The sequence below is a fragment of the Exiguobacterium sp. OS-77 genome, assembly GCF_000414195.2.
GTDB classification, from domain to species: domain Bacteria; phylum Bacillota; class Bacilli; order Exiguobacteriales; family Exiguobacteriaceae; genus Exiguobacterium_A; species Exiguobacterium_A indicum.
The window spans coordinates 1028240-1047225 of the sequence record NZ_DF239008.1 but is presented as its reverse complement, the minus strand read 5'-3'; the positions used below and the strand labels follow the sequence as shown (position 1 = coordinate 1047225).

At 44.6% G+C, this 18986-nt stretch carries 20 protein-coding genes and 1 other annotated feature; of the genes, 2 read left to right on the top strand and 18 right to left on the bottom strand.

Translation table 11 applies throughout. From position 1 onward, the window contains the following. Positions 1-15: 15 nt before the first annotated feature. The 5 genes from EXG77_RS05040 to EXG77_RS05020 all read right to left on the bottom strand — a co-directional run bounded on the left by EXG77_RS05040 (position 16) and on the right by EXG77_RS05020 (position 5974). Entirely contained in the window at positions 16-969 is a 954-nt protein-coding gene (locus EXG77_RS05040) for an ABC transporter ATP-binding protein (RefSeq protein WP_023468892.1), read from the bottom strand. Continuing rightward, on the bottom strand, positions 969-2042 hold the full coding sequence (locus EXG77_RS05035; protein WP_023468893.1) for an ABC transporter ATP-binding protein: 1074 nt from the start codon (positions 2040-2042) through the stop codon (positions 969-971). Before EXG77_RS05035 ends, EXG77_RS05040 begins: the two co-directional genes overlap by 1 nt. A 27-nt stretch (positions 2043-2069) precedes the next feature. After that, positions 2070-3101: an oligopeptide ABC transporter permease gene (gene opp3C, locus EXG77_RS05030; RefSeq protein ID WP_023468894.1), complete on the bottom strand. Its 1032-nt coding sequence runs from the start codon at positions 3099-3101 to the stop codon at positions 2070-2072. Further along, the gene (gene opp3b, locus EXG77_RS05025) at positions 3101-4027 is read right to left on the bottom strand and encodes an oligopeptide ABC transporter permease (RefSeq protein ID WP_023468895.1); all 927 of its coding nucleotides are present in this window, start codon (positions 4025-4027) and stop codon (positions 3101-3103) included. The genes opp3C and opp3b overlap by 1 nt, the downstream gene beginning before the upstream one ends. A 333-nt stretch (positions 4028-4360) precedes the next feature. After that, positions 4361-5974 carry a peptide ABC transporter substrate-binding protein gene (locus tag EXG77_RS05020; RefSeq protein WP_035396669.1) on the bottom strand — a complete coding sequence of 538 codons (1614 nt, stop codon included), beginning with the start codon at positions 5972-5974 and terminating at the stop codon, positions 4361-4363. A gap of 272 nt (positions 5975-6246) precedes the next feature. Between EXG77_RS05020 and EXG77_RS05015 the strand changes: the two genes are divergently transcribed. Beyond that, complete coding sequence (locus EXG77_RS05015) at positions 6247-6627, top strand: DUF3899 domain-containing protein (RefSeq protein WP_035396667.1); 381 nt, start codon at positions 6247-6249, stop codon at positions 6625-6627. 56 nt (positions 6628-6683) lie between these two features. Beyond that, positions 6684-6889: a binding site (T-box leader), on the top strand. 51 nt (positions 6890-6940) lie between these two features. Next, a complete protein-coding gene (trpS, locus tag EXG77_RS05010) occupies positions 6941-7942 on the top strand; it encodes a tryptophan--tRNA ligase (RefSeq protein WP_029342196.1) in 1002 nt (333 codons plus the stop codon). Between the two features lie 98 nt (positions 7943-8040). On the opposite strand, the gene EXG77_RS05005 is transcribed toward trpS, so the two are convergent. The 13 genes from EXG77_RS05005 to EXG77_RS04945 all read right to left on the bottom strand — a co-directional run bounded on the left by EXG77_RS05005 (position 8041) and on the right by EXG77_RS04945 (position 18985). Beyond that, complete coding sequence (locus EXG77_RS05005) at positions 8041-9684, bottom strand: peptide ABC transporter substrate-binding protein (protein ID WP_023468899.1); 1644 nt, start codon at positions 9682-9684, stop codon at positions 8041-8043. A 205-nt stretch (positions 9685-9889) separates the two neighbouring features. Further along, positions 9890-11317: a peptide ABC transporter substrate-binding protein gene (locus EXG77_RS05000; RefSeq protein WP_158408701.1), complete on the bottom strand. Its 1428-nt coding sequence runs from the start codon at positions 11315-11317 to the stop codon at positions 9890-9892. A 223-nt stretch (positions 11318-11540) separates the two neighbouring features. After that, positions 11541-12779 (bottom strand): beta-ketoacyl-ACP synthase II, encoded by a 1239-nt coding sequence (gene fabF, locus EXG77_RS04995; protein WP_023468901.1) that lies wholly within the window; start codon positions 12777-12779, stop codon positions 11541-11543. Position 12780: 1 nt separating this feature from the next. After that, entirely contained in the window at positions 12781-13725 is a 945-nt protein-coding gene (locus tag EXG77_RS04990; RefSeq protein WP_023468902.1) for a beta-ketoacyl-ACP synthase III, read from the bottom strand. A gap of 107 nt (positions 13726-13832) precedes the next feature. After that, positions 13833-14531: a 5'-methylthioadenosine/S-adenosylhomocysteine nucleosidase gene (gene mtnN, locus EXG77_RS04985; RefSeq protein WP_023468903.1), complete on the bottom strand. Its 699-nt coding sequence runs from the start codon at positions 14529-14531 to the stop codon at positions 13833-13835. A gap of 52 nt (positions 14532-14583) precedes the next feature. Beyond that, positions 14584-15057 (bottom strand): transcription elongation factor GreA, encoded by a 474-nt coding sequence (gene greA / locus EXG77_RS04980; protein ID WP_029342224.1) that lies wholly within the window; start codon positions 15055-15057, stop codon positions 14584-14586. A gap of 56 nt (positions 15058-15113) precedes the next feature. Continuing rightward, positions 15114-15761 (bottom strand): uridine kinase, encoded by a 648-nt coding sequence (udk, locus tag EXG77_RS04975; RefSeq protein ID WP_023468905.1) that lies wholly within the window; start codon positions 15759-15761, stop codon positions 15114-15116. Between the two features lie 16 nt (positions 15762-15777). Continuing rightward, positions 15778-16416: an O-methyltransferase gene (locus tag EXG77_RS04970; RefSeq protein ID WP_023468906.1), complete on the bottom strand. Its 639-nt coding sequence runs from the start codon at positions 16414-16416 to the stop codon at positions 15778-15780. Positions 16417-16487: 71 nt separating this feature from the next. Next, entirely contained in the window at positions 16488-17636 is a 1149-nt protein-coding gene (gene mltG, locus EXG77_RS04965) for an endolytic transglycosylase MltG (RefSeq protein WP_035396664.1), read from the bottom strand. Between the two features lie 78 nt (positions 17637-17714). Beyond that, entirely contained in the window at positions 17715-18008 is a 294-nt protein-coding gene (locus EXG77_RS04960) for a DUF1292 domain-containing protein (protein WP_023468908.1), read from the bottom strand. Further along, positions 17995-18282, bottom strand: coding sequence for a DUF1292 domain-containing protein (locus EXG77_RS04955; RefSeq protein ID WP_023468909.1), 288 nt, complete (start codon positions 18280-18282; stop codon positions 17995-17997). Before EXG77_RS04955 ends, EXG77_RS04960 begins: the two co-directional genes overlap by 14 nt. 14 nt (positions 18283-18296) lie before the next feature. Then, positions 18297-18719: a Holliday junction resolvase RuvX gene (ruvX, locus tag EXG77_RS04950; protein WP_023468910.1), complete on the bottom strand. Its 423-nt coding sequence runs from the start codon at positions 18717-18719 to the stop codon at positions 18297-18299. After that, positions 18716-18985 carry an IreB family regulatory phosphoprotein gene (locus EXG77_RS04945; protein WP_029342229.1) on the bottom strand — a complete coding sequence of 90 codons (270 nt, stop codon included), beginning with the start codon at positions 18983-18985 and terminating at the stop codon, positions 18716-18718. The genes ruvX and EXG77_RS04945 overlap by 4 nt, the downstream gene beginning before the upstream one ends. Between the last annotated feature and the right edge of the window lies 1 nt (position 18986).

Genomic DNA, 18986 nt, shown 5'->3' with positions numbered 1-18986 from the left:
TTTTATTTTAAAAAATTATACGAGTTGCGCTTGATACGCTTCAAGTTCTGCATCCGTCATCGAAACGAAGTGACCTGGCTCGATTTCACGAAGTGGTGGAATGCTCGAATCTTCATCCGATTTACCAACCGGTCCACTCGTCGGACGATCAAAGATAATCCGTTTACGTGTCCGCTCGTGCTCTGGATCCGGAAGCGGAATCGCAGATAGAAGTGACTTCGTATACGCATGAACTGGATTCTCATACAGACGATCTGCATCACACAATTCAACGAGGTGACCCTGATACATAACACCGATCCGGTCTGAGATATACTTGACCATCGATAAATCGTGGGCGATGAACAAGTATGTCAAACTGCGATCCCGTTGTAGTTTTTTCATCAAGTTGACGACTTGGGCTTGAATCGATACATCGAGTGCTGAAATCGGCTCATCCGCAATGATGAAGTCCGGCTCTACAGCAAGTGCGCGTGCGATCCCAATCCGCTGACGCTGACCACCTGAGAACTCATGCGGGTAACGACTCGCGTGTTCTTTCGTTAAACCAACAGTCTCAAGTAAATCATACACACGGTTATTACGCTCCTCTTTCGAGTTCGCTAAGCCATGGATATCGATACCTTCAGCGATGATATCACCGACTGTCATACGTGGATTTAAAGAGGCATATGGATCTTGGAAGATCATTTGCATCGCACGGTTAAACTTCAGTTTCTCTTTACGCGATTTTTTCGCGTGTACGTTTTCACCTTTGAACATGACTTCGCCGTCTGTCGCATCATACAAGCCGATGATCGAACGACCAGTTGTCGATTTACCGCAGCCTGACTCCCCTACAAGACCGAGCACTTCTCCTTCATAGATATCAAACGAGAGACCATCGACTGCTTTAACGACACGACCGCGACCAATATTAAAGTGTTGTTTTAAGTTTTTTACTTCAAGTAGTTTCTTACGGTTTTCCATTACTTCAGACCGCCTTTCAGAAGCGATTTTGAGAACACGCTGTCCGGACGGTATTTTAATGCCAAGTCACGGATTGCTGCAGGTGGTTCGACGTATGGTGCTTGTGGATGTAGCAACCACGTCGCCGCTTCGTGTGTATCTGAGATTTTGAAGAAAGGTGGTTCTTTCTCGAAATCAATCTTCATCGCGTATTTATTACGCGGTGCAAACGCATCACCTACTGGTGGGTGCATCAAGTTCGGTGGCGTTCCAGGAATTGCTGGAAGATCTTGCGAACGGTCATCCGATGGACGTGGCATCGAACCAAGTAGTCCCCATGTGTATGGATGACGTGGCTCATAGAAGATCTCATCTACCGTTCCTTTTTCAATCAATTTACCAGCATACATGACGGCTACACGGTCAGCCATGTTCGCTACGACACCTAAATCGTGTGTAATGAAGATAATCGCTGTACCCGTTTTTTGCTGGATGTCTTTCAATAACTCAAGAATCTGAGCTTGAATCGTAACATCGAGTGCAGTTGTCGGCTCATCCGCAATCAATACTTTCGGGTTACAAGCAAGTGCGATCGCGATGACAATCCGTTGACGCATCCCACCTGATAATTGGTGTGGGTATTGTTTCAGACGCGCTTCTGGGTTTGGAATCCCTACGAGTGTCAAAAGTTCGAGTGTACGTTTCTTCGCTGCGTCACCCGTTAAACCTTGGTGACGTTTTAAGCCTTCAGCGATTTGTTTATAGATTGTCATCGTCGGGTTAAGTGATGTCATTGGATCCTGGAAGATCATTGCGATATCACGACCACGGACTTTTTGCATCTCTTTATCGGAAAGCTTAACTAAGTCACGACCTTCGAATAAAATCTCGCCTTTCGTGATTTCACCCGGTGGGTTTGGAATCAAACGCATGATTGCTTTTGAAGTAACTGACTTACCAGAACCAGACTCACCAACGATTGCGAGTGTCTCGCCTTTTTTCAAATCAAACGATACACCGCGGACGGCTTGAACCGTCCCGGCATACGTATGGAAAGCGACATTCAGGTCGCGAACAGATAAAATAGTTTCCATTGTGAATGAGCTCCTCTCTAGTTTCCGTTAGCGTCGTAAACGTGGGTCGAACGCATCACGTAATCCATCTGCCAACATGTTGAAGCTGATCATGAGGAGTACGATGACCGTCGATGGAACAACGAGCAAGTAAGGGAACGTTTTGAGTTCTTTATACCCTTCGTTGATCAAAGTACCAAGTGACGGTTGTGGTGGTGCAAGTCCTAAACCGATGAAGCTTAAGAATGCTTCAAAGAAAATTGCACTTGGAATCGTGAACATGAGTGAGATGATGATCGTTCCCAAGGTATTTGGAATCAAGTGTTTGAAGATCAACCGTGTGCTAGAAGCACCAAGTGTCCGTGCTGCAAGAACGAACTCTTGGTTCTTTAGTTTCAAAATTTGACCACGAACAAGTCGGCTCATCCCGATCCAGCCGGTAATCGTCATCGCAAGGATGATCGTCGTAATCCCTGGTTCAAGAATTAAGATGAACAAGATAATTAAGATCAAGTTCGGTACACCTGTCAAAATTTCAGCAATCCGTTGCATGATGTTATCGACACGTCCACCATAATAAGCAGAGATACCACCGTATGTGACACCTACGAGAACGTCAATGACTGCTGCCATTAAACCGATGAATAAGGAAATCTTTGTGCCTTCCCAGACACGTGACCAAAGATCACGACCAAGGTGATCCGTACCAAACCAGAAGTTCTCTGTCACCTGTTTTTGTTTATAAAAATCAATCGGTGTTTCACCAAGTGTTGCCATACCATCAAAACCAGCCCACTCTAACCCTGAAACTTTAGGCGGAAGTTTAGCCTGTGTGATTGTTTGGGTATAAGGATCATTACCAGAAAGTGAAGAACCCACTAGTGACATGATCGCGATGATGATGATGACCGCTAACGATAGGATCGCCGCTTTGTTCTTACGCAAACGCATCCATGCATCTTGCCAGAAGTTTAAACTTTTACCAGCAAGGCGTTCTCCCGCCTGTTCATTGAACTCAACGTGTTGGAACAGTGACGAATCAAACTGTTCTGATTTTGCATTTGAATTTTGTTCAGCCATTATTTGTTACCCCCCAAACGAATCCGTGGATCAACGACACCGTACAGTAAATCGACGATTAAGATCATGAGAATGAAGACTGCCGAGAAGAATAACGTCGTTCCCATGATAACCGTGTAGTCATTTTGTGTGATCGATGATACGAATAACTCACCCAGTCCTGGTACCGCAAAGATTTTTTCAATAACAAGCGTACCTGTGATTAGCGCAGCTGTCATCGGTCCAAGAATCGTGATTGCCGGAATCAAAGCATTCCGAACCATGTGTTTCCAAGTAATCGCTTGACCATCTAGGCCTTTTGCTTTAGCTAACGTGACGTAATCCTGACCTGTAACTTCCAACATCTCTGTACGGACGAATCGAGCAATCGAGGCCGTGACCCCAAGTGATAACGATATGGTCGGTAAAATAGTATGCGCCGGGCTTTCCCAGAACGCGACTGGCAAAACGCCCCATTTCACGCCGACATAGTACTGAAGGAGTGAGGCGAATACGAAGGAAGGTACTGAGATCCCGATAACCGATACGAACATCGCACCATAATCAATCACTGTGTTGTGACGAAGCGCCGCGATAACACCAAGTACAAGCCCTAGTAGGACGCCAAGAATCAACGCCTGAACTCCAAGTTGAGCCGATGGTCCAATTCGTTCAGAGATCAGATCCGTTACCGGACGGCTATCATACTTAAATGAAATACCAAGATCTCCTTGGAACAAGTTGACCATGTACGCTGCGTAGCGTTGCGGAAGTGGATCATTCAAGTTGTACTTATCCCGAAGGATGTTCAACTGTTCAGGAGAAAGTTTCTCCTGGTTTTGGAACGGTGAACCTGGTAGCAGATCCATCAAGAAGAAAGTGAACGAAGCGATGAGTAAAAACGTCATTACGCCGTAGATCAGGCGTTGAGCTAAATAACGGCCCATAAGATGGCACCCCCTATAAAGATTTTCTGTTTTTTTCGAAACATCAATAAAATCAGTATGACCCACAATTGTCGGAACATTCAAGAATTTTGTCATAAAAATTTAAAAATTCTTTTTTATTGTGCTTTGATTTGATGTTCGTTTGGATGTTTTTCTAATTTCATCCAATAGTCAGAATTTTTCGTTTGATTCCATTATACTTTGCTAACAAAGTAATTAGAACTACTTTTTTACGAAACTTTCACATTTTCGTAAAAAATGAGTTTCCATTCAGAAAAAGTAGTATAAAACAGGAGCGTACCCGAACTGATCAGGGGACGCTCCCATTCTCGATTACTTAATGTCAACGTATTTGTATTGGAAATCTGCTCCGAACAATTGACGGTTGAAATCTTTGACCGTCGGACGGCTTAAATATGCAGAACCAGCTTGATAAATTGGAGCAATCGCTTGATCTTTTTCGATCAATTGTGCTTCCGCTTGTTTAAAGAGATCAAGACGTTTTGTTAAATCTGACTCTTCATTCGCTGCATTCAACAATTTATCATAAGCAGAGGATTTATACTTGACGTCGTTTTGGCTGTTTGTTGATTCAAAGATCGAGAGGTTAGACATTGGATCTTGGTAGTCTGGACCCCAAAGTGAGTAAGAGATTTGATAATCTCCTTTTGCTTCAAGATCGAGTTTATTCTTAAACGGCTGTTGCTTGATGGCAACTGTGACGTTTGGAAGATTCTTCTCGATTTGACCTTTCATATACTCACCGATTTTTTTCGCATCTTCACTATCGAATGAGAGCAATTCAATCGTTGTTTTTTTGTTACCATTTGCTTTTTTCCAAAGATCTGCTGCTTCTTTAGCATCACGATCGAACCAGTTGATGTCGCTTGTATAGTCTTTTCCTGATGCATCTTTGACAAATTCTTTTGGAATGAAGCTTGTTGTTGGAATCGATCCGTTCGCAAGAAGCGTATCCGTGATTCCTTTTGGATCGATCGCACGAGCGATGGCTTTACGTGCATTCACGTCCTTCATCGTTGCATCTTCGTTGTTGAATTTCAAATAAGCAATCGAAGAGCGAAGAGCTGTTTTGAATTCCGGCTTCGATTTATAAGCTTCAACTTGCTCTGAAGTCAGAGCTGCATAATCAATCTCATTTGAATCATAAAGATTCGCTACTGTTGACGTATCCTTAACGACACTGATCGTAACTTCATCAAGTTTGACGGCATCTTTATCCCAGTAGTTATCGTTCTTTTTCAGAACACGTTTTGAATCCGTTTTCCACGATTCCCAAACGAAAGGACCGTTATAAAGCAATTTATCTGGTTTAAGTGAGAAGTCTTTTTCATTCTTTTTGTAGAAATCTTCGCTAATTGGCGTGTACGTACCGAAAGATGTCAATGAGAGGAAGTAAGGAGCCGGACGCTCAAGTTTTACTTCTAACGTTTTGTCATCGATTGCTTTAACACCGAGTTCGTCGACAGATTTTTTACCTTTTGTCACATCAGAGCCGTTTTTTAACGTGTCAAAGATGTAAGAATAACCAGAACCTGTTTTCGGATCAGCTGCACGCTTCCATGCAAATTCAAAGTCTTGTGCTTTGACCGGCGTACCGTCAGACCATTTCGAATCACGAAGTGTGAACGTATACGTTAAATTGTCACTTGAAATATCTGTTTTTTCTGCAAGTGCTGGAATCGCTTTTCCGTCTTTGTCTAAACGATAAAGACCTTCCATCGTGTTCCCGATCATGTTGAACGCGACAGCATCCGTAGCTTTCGCTGGGTCAACTGTCGTGATATCCGATGTATCCGTCAAACGTAAATTTTTCTTTCCGTCTGTCGAACCTGAATCACTGTCTCCTCCACCTGTCGAACATCCAGCAAGCACAGCGCTTCCTGCAAGCATGACGGATAAAGCAAGACCGACTGTTTTTTTCTTCATCGGTAAGTCATCTCCTTTTCAATTTCCAAGTTGCCATAATGCCTATGACATCAATAACGTCCCGTCGAAACTGCAATGTATTCCCCAAAATCCATTGACCTAGTTTCAAAAACCTAAACGAAGTGATAAATTGATTTTATGTGAGAATAGCATTAACGTCAAGTAAATAGTCACACTATTTGCTATTTTGCATCATTCGTCTGTTACTGATTCGTAACAGGATTAAAAGTTTCGTATACTAAGAGTATCAATGCAATAAAGGGGGATTTTTCATGCGATCGACCTATTTCCGACCGGTCATCACTGCGGTCATTCTGGTGTTACTTTATACGATATGGGCGACTATCATCGATTCGACGCACGGTATTATATACCATCTATCCGGTGGGTTGTTCATTGGAGGCTTTTTGCTGATGGCAATCGGATTCTTTTCCAACATGTCGGCTAACGGCTTCTTCCGTGGCATGACAGCTGGATTTAAAAAACAACGGGAAGCAAAGCTTCGAGAGATTGATGGTGATTACTACGAAGATGATGACGAAGAGGAAGAAGTCCTCCGTAAAAAGCAAAATCGGGCTTCTGCGCGAACAAAACCTTATGTATCTAGCGGTGTCATCTTCATTATCGTATCGCTGATCATCTCTTACTTTTAATCGAAATCACCGTGACGTGTCTTCTATCGTATGGTAAACTTAAAGGAATTAAACAAGAAAACACGACGACAAAGAGTAGTAACTTAGGTACATCCCTTTCAGAGAGTCCATGGTGCTGAAAATGGACAGGTGATGCCTACGTGAATGGACTTTCGAGTGGCTGACTTGAATCAAGTAGAGTCAGATGGGGTTGCCCATTACAGCAAATTGAGCGGCTATGCGAATAGCAACTTGGGTGGCAACGCGATGATTCGTCCCTTGATTTTCAAGGGACGTTTTTTATTTTGATTTTATTATTTGGAGGGATTTCACTATGAAAACGATTTTCTCAGGTATCAAACCAACAGGAACAGTGACACTCGGAAATTACTTAGGTGCCATGAAACACTTCGTTAACTTACAGGACGGGCATGATGCGTATTATTGCGTCGTTGATTTACATTCGATCACGGTCGATATCGATCGTGTCGAACTGATGAACAATACACGTGCACTCGCTGCACTTTACATCGCAAGTGGTCTGAATCCAGAAAAATCAACGATCTTCGTTCAATCGGAAGTCAAAGCGCATGCGCAACTCGGCTGGATGTTGACGTGTCTCTCCGGGATGGGTGAGCTCGAGCGTATGACACAGTATAAAGATAAATCTCAAGGAAAAGACCGGATTGGTGCAGGTCTGTTTGTTTATCCAACACTCATGGCAGCCGATATCCTACTCTATGATGCGGAACTCGTTCCGGTCGGGGATGATCAAAAACAACACATTGAGTTAACGCGCGACCTAGCTCAGCGTTTCAATAGTCGTTACTATGAGACGTTCACATTACCAGAACCAATCATCGCTGAGTCAGGAGCTCGGATCATGAGCCTGACGACGCCAGACAAAAAGATGTCAAAATCTGATCAGAATCCAAAAGGCTTCATCTCGATGCTTGACGCACCAGACGTCATTCGTAAAAAAGTGAAATCTGCCGTCACGGACTCGGAAGGTATCGTCAAATTCGATCGAGAAAACAAACCAGGTGTGTCGAATTTGCTTGAGATCTACTCCCTACTCGCTGGCATCTCGATTCCAGATCTCGAAACTAAATATGAAGGTTCGAACTACGGAACATTTAAAGCAGATGTCGCCGAAGCGATCATTTCGGAACTTGAACCGATTCAACAACGCTACTATGAATTGATTGATTCGGAAGAACTCGATCAGATTCTTGATGCTGGGCGTGACCGTGCTGAAGCCGTTGCCGCTAAAAAACTCGCGAAAATCGAGAAGGCAATGGGCTTACAGCGGAAGCGTGCCAAAGTAAAAAAATAAGTTTTTCTCCAAAAGAGATCGGAATGCTCCGGTCTTTTTTGATATTTCCAAACAAAAAAACTACTTCCGGATGAAATCGGAAGTAGTTTTTATTTTGCTTATTTTCCTTCGATCGAAGCCCATTTGTAAGAGAAGTCTGCGCCGAAGTTATGCTCGACGACTCCTTTGACGTATGGTTTAACGAGGAATGCACGTCCACGCTGATAAACAGGTGAGATCGCTGCAGAATCAAGAAGGATTTTCTCAGCTTCTTGCAATTCAGACCAACGTTTTGCTGCATCTGTTTGTGTTTGTGCGTCTTTGATGAGTTTATCGTACTCTTCATTTGACCATTTACCACGGTTGTATGGTCCGCCAGTGACGAAGAGATCGAGGAACGTCATTGGATCTTGATAGTCAGGACCCCAGCCCGCTACTGAGAACTCGAAATCGCCTTTGTTCTCAAGATCAAGTTTGTTTTTGAACGGTTGTTGCTTGATCGTAACCTTCATACCTGGAAGGTTTTTCTCAAGCTCGCCTTTCAAGAACTCACCAATTTTCTTCGAATCATCGCTATCATAGTTCAAGAGTTCAAGATCAACCGATTTTTGACCGATTTCTTTTAAGCCCTCTTCCCAGAGTTTTTTCGCTTCGTCTGCATTGTATTCGTTGAATGTTGGATACTTGTCACGGAAGTCTTTTCCGTCAGCGTCTTTCGCGAAATCTTTTGGTACAAGATAGTTTGCTGGAAGTGATCCGTTTGCAAGGATAACATCCGTGATTCCTTTTTTGTTGTAACCCATATCGATGGCGCGACGGATTTTTTCGTTATCAAGTGCTTTTACCTTTGTGTTGAGGTAAAGGTAGAAGATTGTTGATTCACCTTTTGTTTTAAACTCTTTATTGTCTTTGTACTGAGCAACAAACTCAGAAGTTAGACCTGTACGATCGATGTCACCTTTTTCGTAAAGGTTAACACCTGTCGCTGTCTCTTTAACGACCTTAACGTTGATCGTTTTAAGTTTGACCGCATCTTTATCCCAGTAGTTATCGTTTTTAACCATTTTCCAGCCTTGCTCACGTGTCCACTCTGTTAATTTGAATGGTCCGTTATAGAGCGACTTATCTGCAGTCGAACCGAAGTCTTTCCCGATTTTCTTCGAAAGTTCTTCTGATTTCGGCATGAATGGTCCGAATCCAGTGAGACCGAGGAAGTAATCTGCAGGTGCTTTTAACTTAACTTCGAGCGTTTTGTCATCGACTGCTTTAACACCGACAGCATCACGATCGCCTTTTTTCGTGTTGTACTCTTCTGCACCTTCGATATTGTAGAAGACATATGCATACTGTGAAGCGTTCTCAGGATTTAGAACTTCTTTCCATGCATATTCGAAATCTTTTGCCGTAAGTGGTGTACCATCAGACCATTTCGCATCACGTAATTTGAACGTGTACGTCAACTTGTCGTCCGATACTTTGTGGCTTTCAGCAATACCTGGTGTTGGTTGCTGCTTGTCATCAAGACGGTACAGACCTTCCATCGTGTTATTCAACACGTTGAATGAGACTGAGTCCGTCGAAGTCGTCGGGTTCAGTGTAGGAATATCAGCTGATTCAATCAAGTTAAGCGTTTGTTCACTTGATTTTTTGCTTGAACCTGTGTCGCCCGATTTGTCGCCTGAATCCGTTGTCGAACAAGCTGCGAGGAACGCACTTGATACGAGAGCTACAGATGTAGCTAGAGCAAAGCTTTTCTTCTTCATGTTACGATGACCCCCCTAAAATTCTAAAAGCATGATACTGTCAGGTTTTTGACCGAAAAAAAAAGAATTACTATATTCGAATCAAACCCTTCGTTACAAATAGTTTACAATGTTCTGATAATTTTGCAAACCTTTTATCCGATTTTTCTAAATATTTTTTCAAAAAAGACTGGGACCACACGCAAAAATAGTCCCAGTTAAATAATTATTTTAGAATTTTCATCGATCGAAGTAGGTATTCTGGTCCATAGATGGGGACTTCAATTCCTTGAATCGTATCAGAAACATATAATTTTTCAGTCGTCTGATACAAAGGAACGATGACAGCATCTTGTTTAATTAAACGTTTTTCCGCTTGATGATACAGTGCTTGTTTTTTCTTTACATCTTGTGTCTGTCGTGCTTTTTCAATCGTCTGATCATACGTATCGGATTGATAGTTTACGGAATTTAACGGATTATCCGAAACGAACTGATTCAAATACGCAAGTGGACCTGGATAATCTGGCATCCAACCTGTAAGTGTCATCGCATATTGTGCTGATTGTTCTTTATTTATTTTCTCTTCAATCGCAACGGGTTTAAGGACGATATCAATATCAGGCAACTGTTTCTCAAGATACGTCTCGAGCTGTTTCCCGATCCGTTTTGCCTGTGGATCATCAAAATTAAGCATCTCGATTCGTTGTTTCTTCTGTTGTTTACCATTTTCTTTTTTTACTTGTACCGGTTCTGTCATTAATACATTCGTATCTGTGACAACGAATCGATTCGTCGGAATGCCTGCATATCCTAAAGGAAGTTGAACGGACTCTTTTTCTATCAAGGCGTAAGCAATTCGTTGTCGGAGTGTTTTTTCGCGGAAGGCTTCATTTTTTTGATTAAATGCGATATAAAAGACACCGCTTCGCTTTTTTTGATAGGTTGGTCGAGAGACTTGATCTTCTTGTGTTTCGACACTCTCTTGTAACGGAAGAATCGCTGCTTTACTGTTCTCATACGTACTCCATTGCGTCTGATGATCAAAGATGATGCGACTTTTCACTTTCTCGACCGTGACAACATTTTGTTGATGATACTGGTTGTTTTTCTTAAGCGTATATCCGTTTTTCGACATCTGTTCTAGTGTAAACGCACCATTACCCGTGAGCTCCTGCCACTTCTTAGATTCCGGTTGGGGATAAAAGACGGACATCGCGAGTAATTCTTTTAGATTCGAAACCGGCTGATTCAGCGTGATGACAAGTTGATCGCGTCCTTTCGCCTTTACACCTAAACGCTCTGGCTTCATTTTTCCGTCGTTGACGGCACGTCCATTTTCAAACACTTCAAATAAAAAACCATAAGGAGAATTCGTCTTATTAGCTGCTACACGTCGGAAACTATCGACAAAGTCTTGTGCCGTGATCGACTGACCCTGCGCATTTTTCGTTTGTTTGAGTTGAATCGTATACGTCAGACGATCCTTTGAGACTGACATATCCTGTGCTAATCCTCTACGGACGGATGTCCCAGAAGTAAAGACATATAATCCTTCATACAGTTGTGCTAACAGTGTCTGAGAACGGCTATCCGTCGCTAACGCAATATCGGATGTTTTCGGGAGTGATGATTCAATTAATTCAACCTTCACTGCTTGGGTCTCCTGATCTGTTTTCGTCTTTTGAGATGATAGACGATATATGAGCGTACCACTGAGACCAATCAATAAAAATAGGATCAGTATCAGGATTGATGTTTTTCTTGTGATGTTAGTCATAAACGACTCCTTTCTGCGTCAAACACGCATTTCTCTATTGAATCAGAAAATCAGCAAAAAAGCGACCCCCTCGTTTTTCCAAGGGAATCGCTTAAGCTTAAGCTTCGTAACGTTTGAAGACGAGTGATGCGTTGTGTCCACCGAACCCGAGCGAGTTGCTCAGGGCGTAATTCAATTCGACGCTCCGTGCACCTTCCGTCACGTAATCAAGATCACAACCTTCACTCGGCTGTTTGAGATGAATCGTTGGGTGAACGGTTTGTTCTTGTAGCGATTTAATCGTCGCAATCGCCTCGACCCCACCTGCGCCACCAAGCAAGTGACCAATCATCGATTTCGTCGAATTGACGACGAGTTGTTTTGCCTGTTCACCGAAGACACTGTGGATCGCTTTCGTTTCAAGAATGTCGTTCATCGGTGTACTCGTTCCGTGTGCATTGATATATCCGACTGCTCCTGGTGCGATACCTGCATCTTGGATTGCCATTGCCATCGCACGTGCTCCACCGTCTCCATCTGGATCTGGAGCTGTGATGTGGTAGGCGTCAGCTGTTAATCCATACCCACTGACTTCGGCATAGATTTTTGCGCCACGTGCTACCGCATGCTCGTACTCTTCAAGAATCAAGATGCCTGCTCCTTCTCCCATGACGAATCCATCACGTCCTTCGTCAAACGGACGGCTTGCTGTCTCAGGATCGTGATTCGTTGACATCGCTTTGTTGGAACAAAAACCAGCAAACGCTAAGTTCGTGATTGGTGCTTCCGCTCCACCAGCAATCATGACATCTGCATCGCCCCGTTCGATGACACGAAGTGCTTCCCCGATCGCATTCGTTCCTGAAGCACATGCTGTGACAGAACAGTTATTCGGCCCCTTGGCTCCGGTATAGATCGATACCTGACCGCTTGCCATGTTCGGAATCATCATCGGAATGAAGAACGGGCTGACACGACGGTGTCCGCGCTCGAAGTAAATTTTTGCTTGTTTCTCGATTGTCTCCACGCCACCGATCCCTGATCCAATCCAGACACCTGCACGTTCAGCAATCGACTTGATATCAATTCCAGCATCTTTTACAGCTTCCATGCTTGCGACAAGTGAGTAATGAACGAAGCGGTCCATCTTGCGTGCTTCTTTCGCCTCGATGAATTCTGTCACGTCGAAGTTCTGCAATTCGCCAGTGACCTTTGTTGGATATTCATCGATATCGAGACGCTCCATCGGTCGAATCCCGTTCGTTCCTTCTTTTAATGCTTCCCAGAATGTATTAGCATCGTTCCCGATTGGTGTCAGTGCTCCGATTCCTGTGACTACAACGCGTTTTCTCATCATCTTATGTGTTCTCTCCTTTAGTCCAAGTAATGTATGCTGCTCCCCAAGTCAATCCGGCACCGAATCCAGCAAGTACGAGCTTCGTACCAGGTGTCAAGCGTCCTTGTTGACGTGCTTCTTCGAGCGCGAGTGGGATTGAAGCAGCCGATGTATTCGCATGCTCATCGATGGTGACGATGACTTTCTCTTGCGGTATATGCAGTCGTTCGCACGCTGCATCGATAATTCGTAGGTTTGCCTGATGCGGAATCAAGATATCGATGTCTTCGAGTGTGCTATCCGCTTTTTGAATGACTTTTTCAACGATTTCCGGTAATTTGCGAACAGCGAACTTAAAGACTTCACGACCATTCATCTCGATTGGTCCATCGATGTCCTTAAATAACAAATGTGCTCCGCGTCCATCTGTTCCAAGCTCAAAGGCATTAAGACCCTCTTGCTCAGTTGATCCGATGACGACTGCCCCTGCACCGTCTCCAAATAAGATGGCAGTTGACCGGTCTGACCAGTCGACGATACTCGACATTTTTTCAGCACCGATGACGAGCGCATGTTTTCCTTCGACTGTTGCTAACATGCTAGCAGCTGTTTGTAATGCAAAGATGAAACCACTACATGCCGCACTAATATCGAATGCAGTCGCTCCGCGTGCTCCAAGACGCTCTTGAACGATACAGGCAGTAGACGGAAATGCTCGTCCTGTTGCCGTTCCGACGACGATCAACCCGATGTCCTCTACTGTCAATCCAGCATCATCAAGCGCTTTCTGAGCAGCTTCTGTCGCTAAGTCAGTGACATCCACATCATCGGCTGCAATCCGTCGTGCCCCGATTCCTGTCCGTGTCCGAATCCATTCATCGCTCGTATCGAGCGTCGTTGCTAATTCATCGTTCGTCACGCGGCGTGACGGCAAAGACGTTCCTAATCCTACAATCCCGATCTTCATAAGGCATCCCCTTTTGTTATTAGTATCTGGTACTAATATAAAGCGTTAATATGCTTTTGTCAAAGAAAAAAGGAAGAGCATGGTCTCCCGTGCCCTTCCCCCATACCTCATTCTGCTAACGTCCGTACGACTTCCATGACCATTTTAGCGGAATTGATTGACGCAATCTCGAGGAATTCATCAAACGAGAGTGACGCTTCTTCATTGGCGCTATCTGAAATCGACCGCGTTACGACGAACGGAACACCGAACTGATGACAGACTTGTGCGATTGGTGCTGCTTCCATCTCGACGGCTGCGACTTCTGGGAAGTGCGCCTTGATTTGAGCAGAGCGCTCTGAATCGTGGATGAATGAATCGCCTGTCGCAATTAATCCATGAACGACGCGAATCGCATCCATCCGCTCGATGACGGCTTCTGCCGTTGCAACAAGCTTCGGATCTGCTTGATAGGCAGCTGGCATTCCAGGTACCTGACCATATTCGTATCCAAATGCCGTCACGTCGACGTCGTGGTGACGTACTTCTGTTGAGACGACGACATCCCCGACCGTTAAGCCTTCCTTGAATCCGCCTGCTGAGCCCGTATTGATGACAGCACTTGGTTTGTAGTGGTCTAGCAATAATGTCGTCCCGATCGCAGCGTTCACTTTCCCGATTCCTGACTTCAAGATGACGACAGGAACGCTATTTAAAAGCCCTTCATAAAAATGATAGTTTGCGATGACTGTATCTTTACGTTCTGATAACTCATTACGCAATAAGTTGACTTCCTCTTCCATTGCGCCGATGATTGCGATTGGCATAATTCATTCCTCCATCAAACAGAAAGCCGGATTGCTCCGGCTCCTGTGTTCTTTATTTGATCGATGTAATTTTTACTGCGTATTCGCCGCCGGGTGCTGGTACAGAGACTTGATCTCCGACTTGGTGCCCCATTAAACTTTTCGCGATTGGTGATTCGTTCGAGATTTTACCCGTGAACGGATCTGCTTCGGCACTACCGACAATCGTATACGTATCTTCTTCGTTATCTTCGACACTTAAGAAAGTGACCGTCGTTCCGATACCGACGACCGAGATATCCTTCTCTTCTTCTGAGATGATGGCAACATTACGAAGCATCTCTTCAAGTTGAGCGATCCGGCCTTCGACCATCGCTTGCTCTTCTTTTGCTGAATCGTACTCAGCGTTCTCTGAAAGGTCACCGAACGAACGGGCGATCTTGATGTTCTCGACGACTTCTTTCCGGCGGACTGACTTCAATTCATTCAATTCATTTTCAATGTTCGCTTTACCTTCAAGCGTCATGTAGTATTGCTTTTCTGCCATTTTTGTCACGCTCCTTTTTATTCCACTAGTATAGTATATTCACATCTTTTTTGGAATCAATATCCTCTTTGATCGAGTGCTGAACGATAATCAAGAATCGCTCGAATCTTCGTCACGAGTAAATCGATCGCGACATGATTCTCGCCGCCTTCCGGTACGATGATGTCCGCATACCGTTTTGTTGGTTCACAGAACTGCAGATGCATCGGACGAACGACGTTCGTGTACTGCTCAACGACTGAGTCGATCGAACGTCCACGTTCGTTGATATCACGTTGCATCCGACGCAAAATGCGAACGTCCGCATCCGTATCGACGAACACCTTGATATCCATTAGTTCCCGTAACCGTTCGTCTTCAAGCGCTAAAATTCCTTCTACGATGATGACATCGCGTGGTTCGAGACGAATCGTTTCTTGTGCCCGCGTGTGGGCGACATAGTCATATACCGGTTTTTCAACGGCAATGTTTTCACGGAGCGACTGAATGTGCTCAATCAACAGACCATTATCAAAAGCGAACGGGTGATCATAGTTTGTCTGATACCGCTCCTCCATTGATAAATCGCTTTGATCTTTATAATACGCGTCCTGCTCAATCATAACGATTGATTCACTTGGAAACGCATCGACGAGTGAACGTGCCACCGTCGTCTTCCCTGAACCCGTTCCGCCCGCTACACCAATTACTACCGGTTTTTGCATGTCATTCGTTCCTCCATCATTTCGACTTTTTCCGACTGACAGATACACCGTCACCGAGCGGAAAAATCGTCGTATCGTATTGTTCTTGTTCCATCATCCAGACCGTGAATTCCTTGACGAGACGCACGAGTCGACGTCTTCTTCGATCGAATGTCTTCGGATCAGACTCGAGGACATCTCCGTGTAAGAAGAGATTATCCGTATAGAGCACGCCGCCCTCAGGAATGAGTCGCCCATATCCTGCAAAGAATTTTTTATACTGTCCTTTAGCTGCATCAATGAAGACCGCATCGAACTGGTCTTCAAGCGTTTCGGCTAATTCTACTGCATCACCAAAAATGATGTCAATCCGGTCCGCCACATCTGACCGGGCGATGAAGGTTTTTGCTTCTTCATACCGCTTTGCATTTCGTTCAATCGTCGTAATGCGCGCATCCGGTAGCGCACGGGCCATCCGAATCGCACTATATCCGATTGCGGTTCCGACTTCTAAAATGCGCTTCGGTTGTTGTAATCGCAGGAGCGATAACAAGACTTCGGAACCTGTCAGTTCGATGATTGGTATATGATGTTCTTCCGCATAACGCTCCATTTCTTCTAACAGAGCATCTCGAGGATGAATCATTGATTCGACATAGGTCGTGAAATCATTCACGCCATTCACTCCCTCTTCCGCATAAACAGGTTGACTTGAAGCGAACTTCCCGCTTCAACCCAACCCGTTGCTCATTGCTCTTTACTCGCTTCGTATTCCACCCATTCCGGCTTATACTTAACGACGTTTCGTTGATGTTCTTCATATGTCTCTTCGTATAGAATCTGTCCTCGTGGATGTTTATCACTTGGTGGACGGGCGAAGAAATAGACATATTTCGTTTTATTCGGATTTAACACGGCAAGTACCGAATCTTTGCTGACCGTTGAAATCGGACCGATCGGAATCCCCTCGTACTTGTACGTGTTGTACTTCGAATTGTTCTCGAGATCCTTCAGCGTCGTTAAAGCCGTATTTTCACCTGTTCCATACCAAACCGTTGGATCGGATTGAAGCTTCATCCCATCATCCAGACGGTTTTTGAAAACACCGGCGATTTCACGACGATCATCTGGTGTCGCCGCTTCGCGCTCGACCATGGAACCGAGACTGAGCACTTCATGGAAGGTCATGCCTGACTTTTGAATGGCATCCGCATTCTCATCGTAGACTTTTTCTGTTTCATCGAGCATCGTCTCGACGATTTGATCAATGCTTTTTCCTTTATCAAACTCATACGTTGCTGGGAAGAGGTACCCTTCAAGTGCATACAGGACACCATCTTTTTTCACTTCATCCGTCAACATCGGATATTTTTCAATCATGCTGTCGATGAATGTCGCATCCGTCAATTCTTTACGGACCGTCTCTTCCTTGAAGTTCGTTGCTTTCGCGATCAAAGCGATTTGACGATCCATCGTGATGCCTTCAGGTAACGTGATTTTCACATCCGCTGCCTTCATGACCGTTCCCGTCTTTAATTCATTGATGATTTCATCCGGGGACATGGCTTGTGACAGTGTATACGTACCCGCCTGGAATGACGATTCATTCTTATAACGGACGTAATAACGGAAAATCGTCTCGTTCGCAATCAAGCCTTTTTCCTTTAGTAAGGAAGCAATCGTACTCGTCCCTGCTCCTAAAGGAACTTCGACTTTGACAGATTTCGTCGCTGCTTCATCGACTGGTTCAAGCGCATTTTTCAAAAAGACATAGACGACCGCACTGGCAACTAGAAAAATCGTCAACAATACAGAAAGGATGATTAGCGTAATCCGCCGTGATGTCCGGCGTCGCCTTTTTTCGATTTCGGCATTTTGCTTCCATTCGTTCTCCATCGGTTCCTCCTTCTTCTCTTAAAACAAGGTGACATCGTAAGAGAAAGTCTCTTACGACGTCACCTGTCATGAGTCGGGTTAGTCTAACTGATCTTCGAGCGTGTTAAAGACTTCTTCGATTTCATCCCAAGTCGCTGTATCATCTTCATCGATCGGTACGAGGTTGAAGTCATTGTCTCCATCACCGTATTCGTCAAGTTCGTAAACGAAGATATCGACTTCTTCTGCTTCGTCGTAGTCTGCTCCGATTGGCTCAAGGAAGATGTATGTCTTACTCGAACGTGGGCTTTCGTAACGCAGACGTTCTACGAATTCGAAATCATTTCCTTCGCCGTCCGGAATTACGTAACGTGTTGGTTCATTCTGTTGCATCAGTGATCCGCTCCTTTAACGCAAGCTCGAGTTCATCCCAAGTTTGCTCATCATTTTCATCGATCAGGCTCAATTCGAAATCATCTTCGCCTTCTCCATATTCATCGATCTCACAGATGATCAGATCATCTGCTCCTTCGTCAGGGTTACCGATCATTTCAAGAAACAGATAGGTTTTTCCTGTACGTTCACTCGAGTAACGGTACCATTCTTCGAAAAGATGTTCGCCGCCCTCTTCATCTGGAAAGAGATACTGACGTTTTTCTTCAGCCATCGGTTTCTCCCCCTTCATCGGTTCGTCCGATCCAAGTACGATTGCAGGATCATGACGGCAGCCATCTTATCGATGACTTGTTTACGCTTTTTACGGCTGACATCGGCATCGATCAGCATCCGTTCTGCTTGCATCGTCGTCAACCGTTCATCCATGAAGACGACTTCAAGCCCGGTATGCTGTTCGATTTCCTTCGCAAAAGCTTCACTTGCTTCTGCGCGGGGACCGATGGAACCGTTCATGTTTTTCGGAAGACCAATGACTAGGATTTCGACATTGTATGTCTTCATGATGACATCGAGCCGTTTGAAGGCTTCTGGGTAATCCGGTTCCGTCCACTTGACCGTCTCGACGCCTTGCGCCGTCCAGCCCATCAAGTCACTGACCGCTACCCCGATCGTCTTCGAACCGACATCTAGTCCCATTGCACGTTTCATTTTGAATTTCCACTCTCCGCCAAATAAGATTTCACGAGTTCTTCGAGCAATTCGTCGCGTTCAATCTTACGAATTAAATTACGTGCGTCATTATGACGAGGAATGTAAGCAGGATCTCCTGAAAGGAGATAGCCGACGATTTGGTTGATCGGATGATATCCTTTTTCTTCTAAAGCATGATAGACCGTCAACAACACATCACGTGTCGCTGCTTTGTTATCGTCTTCCGGAAAGTTGAATTTCATCGTTTGATCCATCTGACTCACG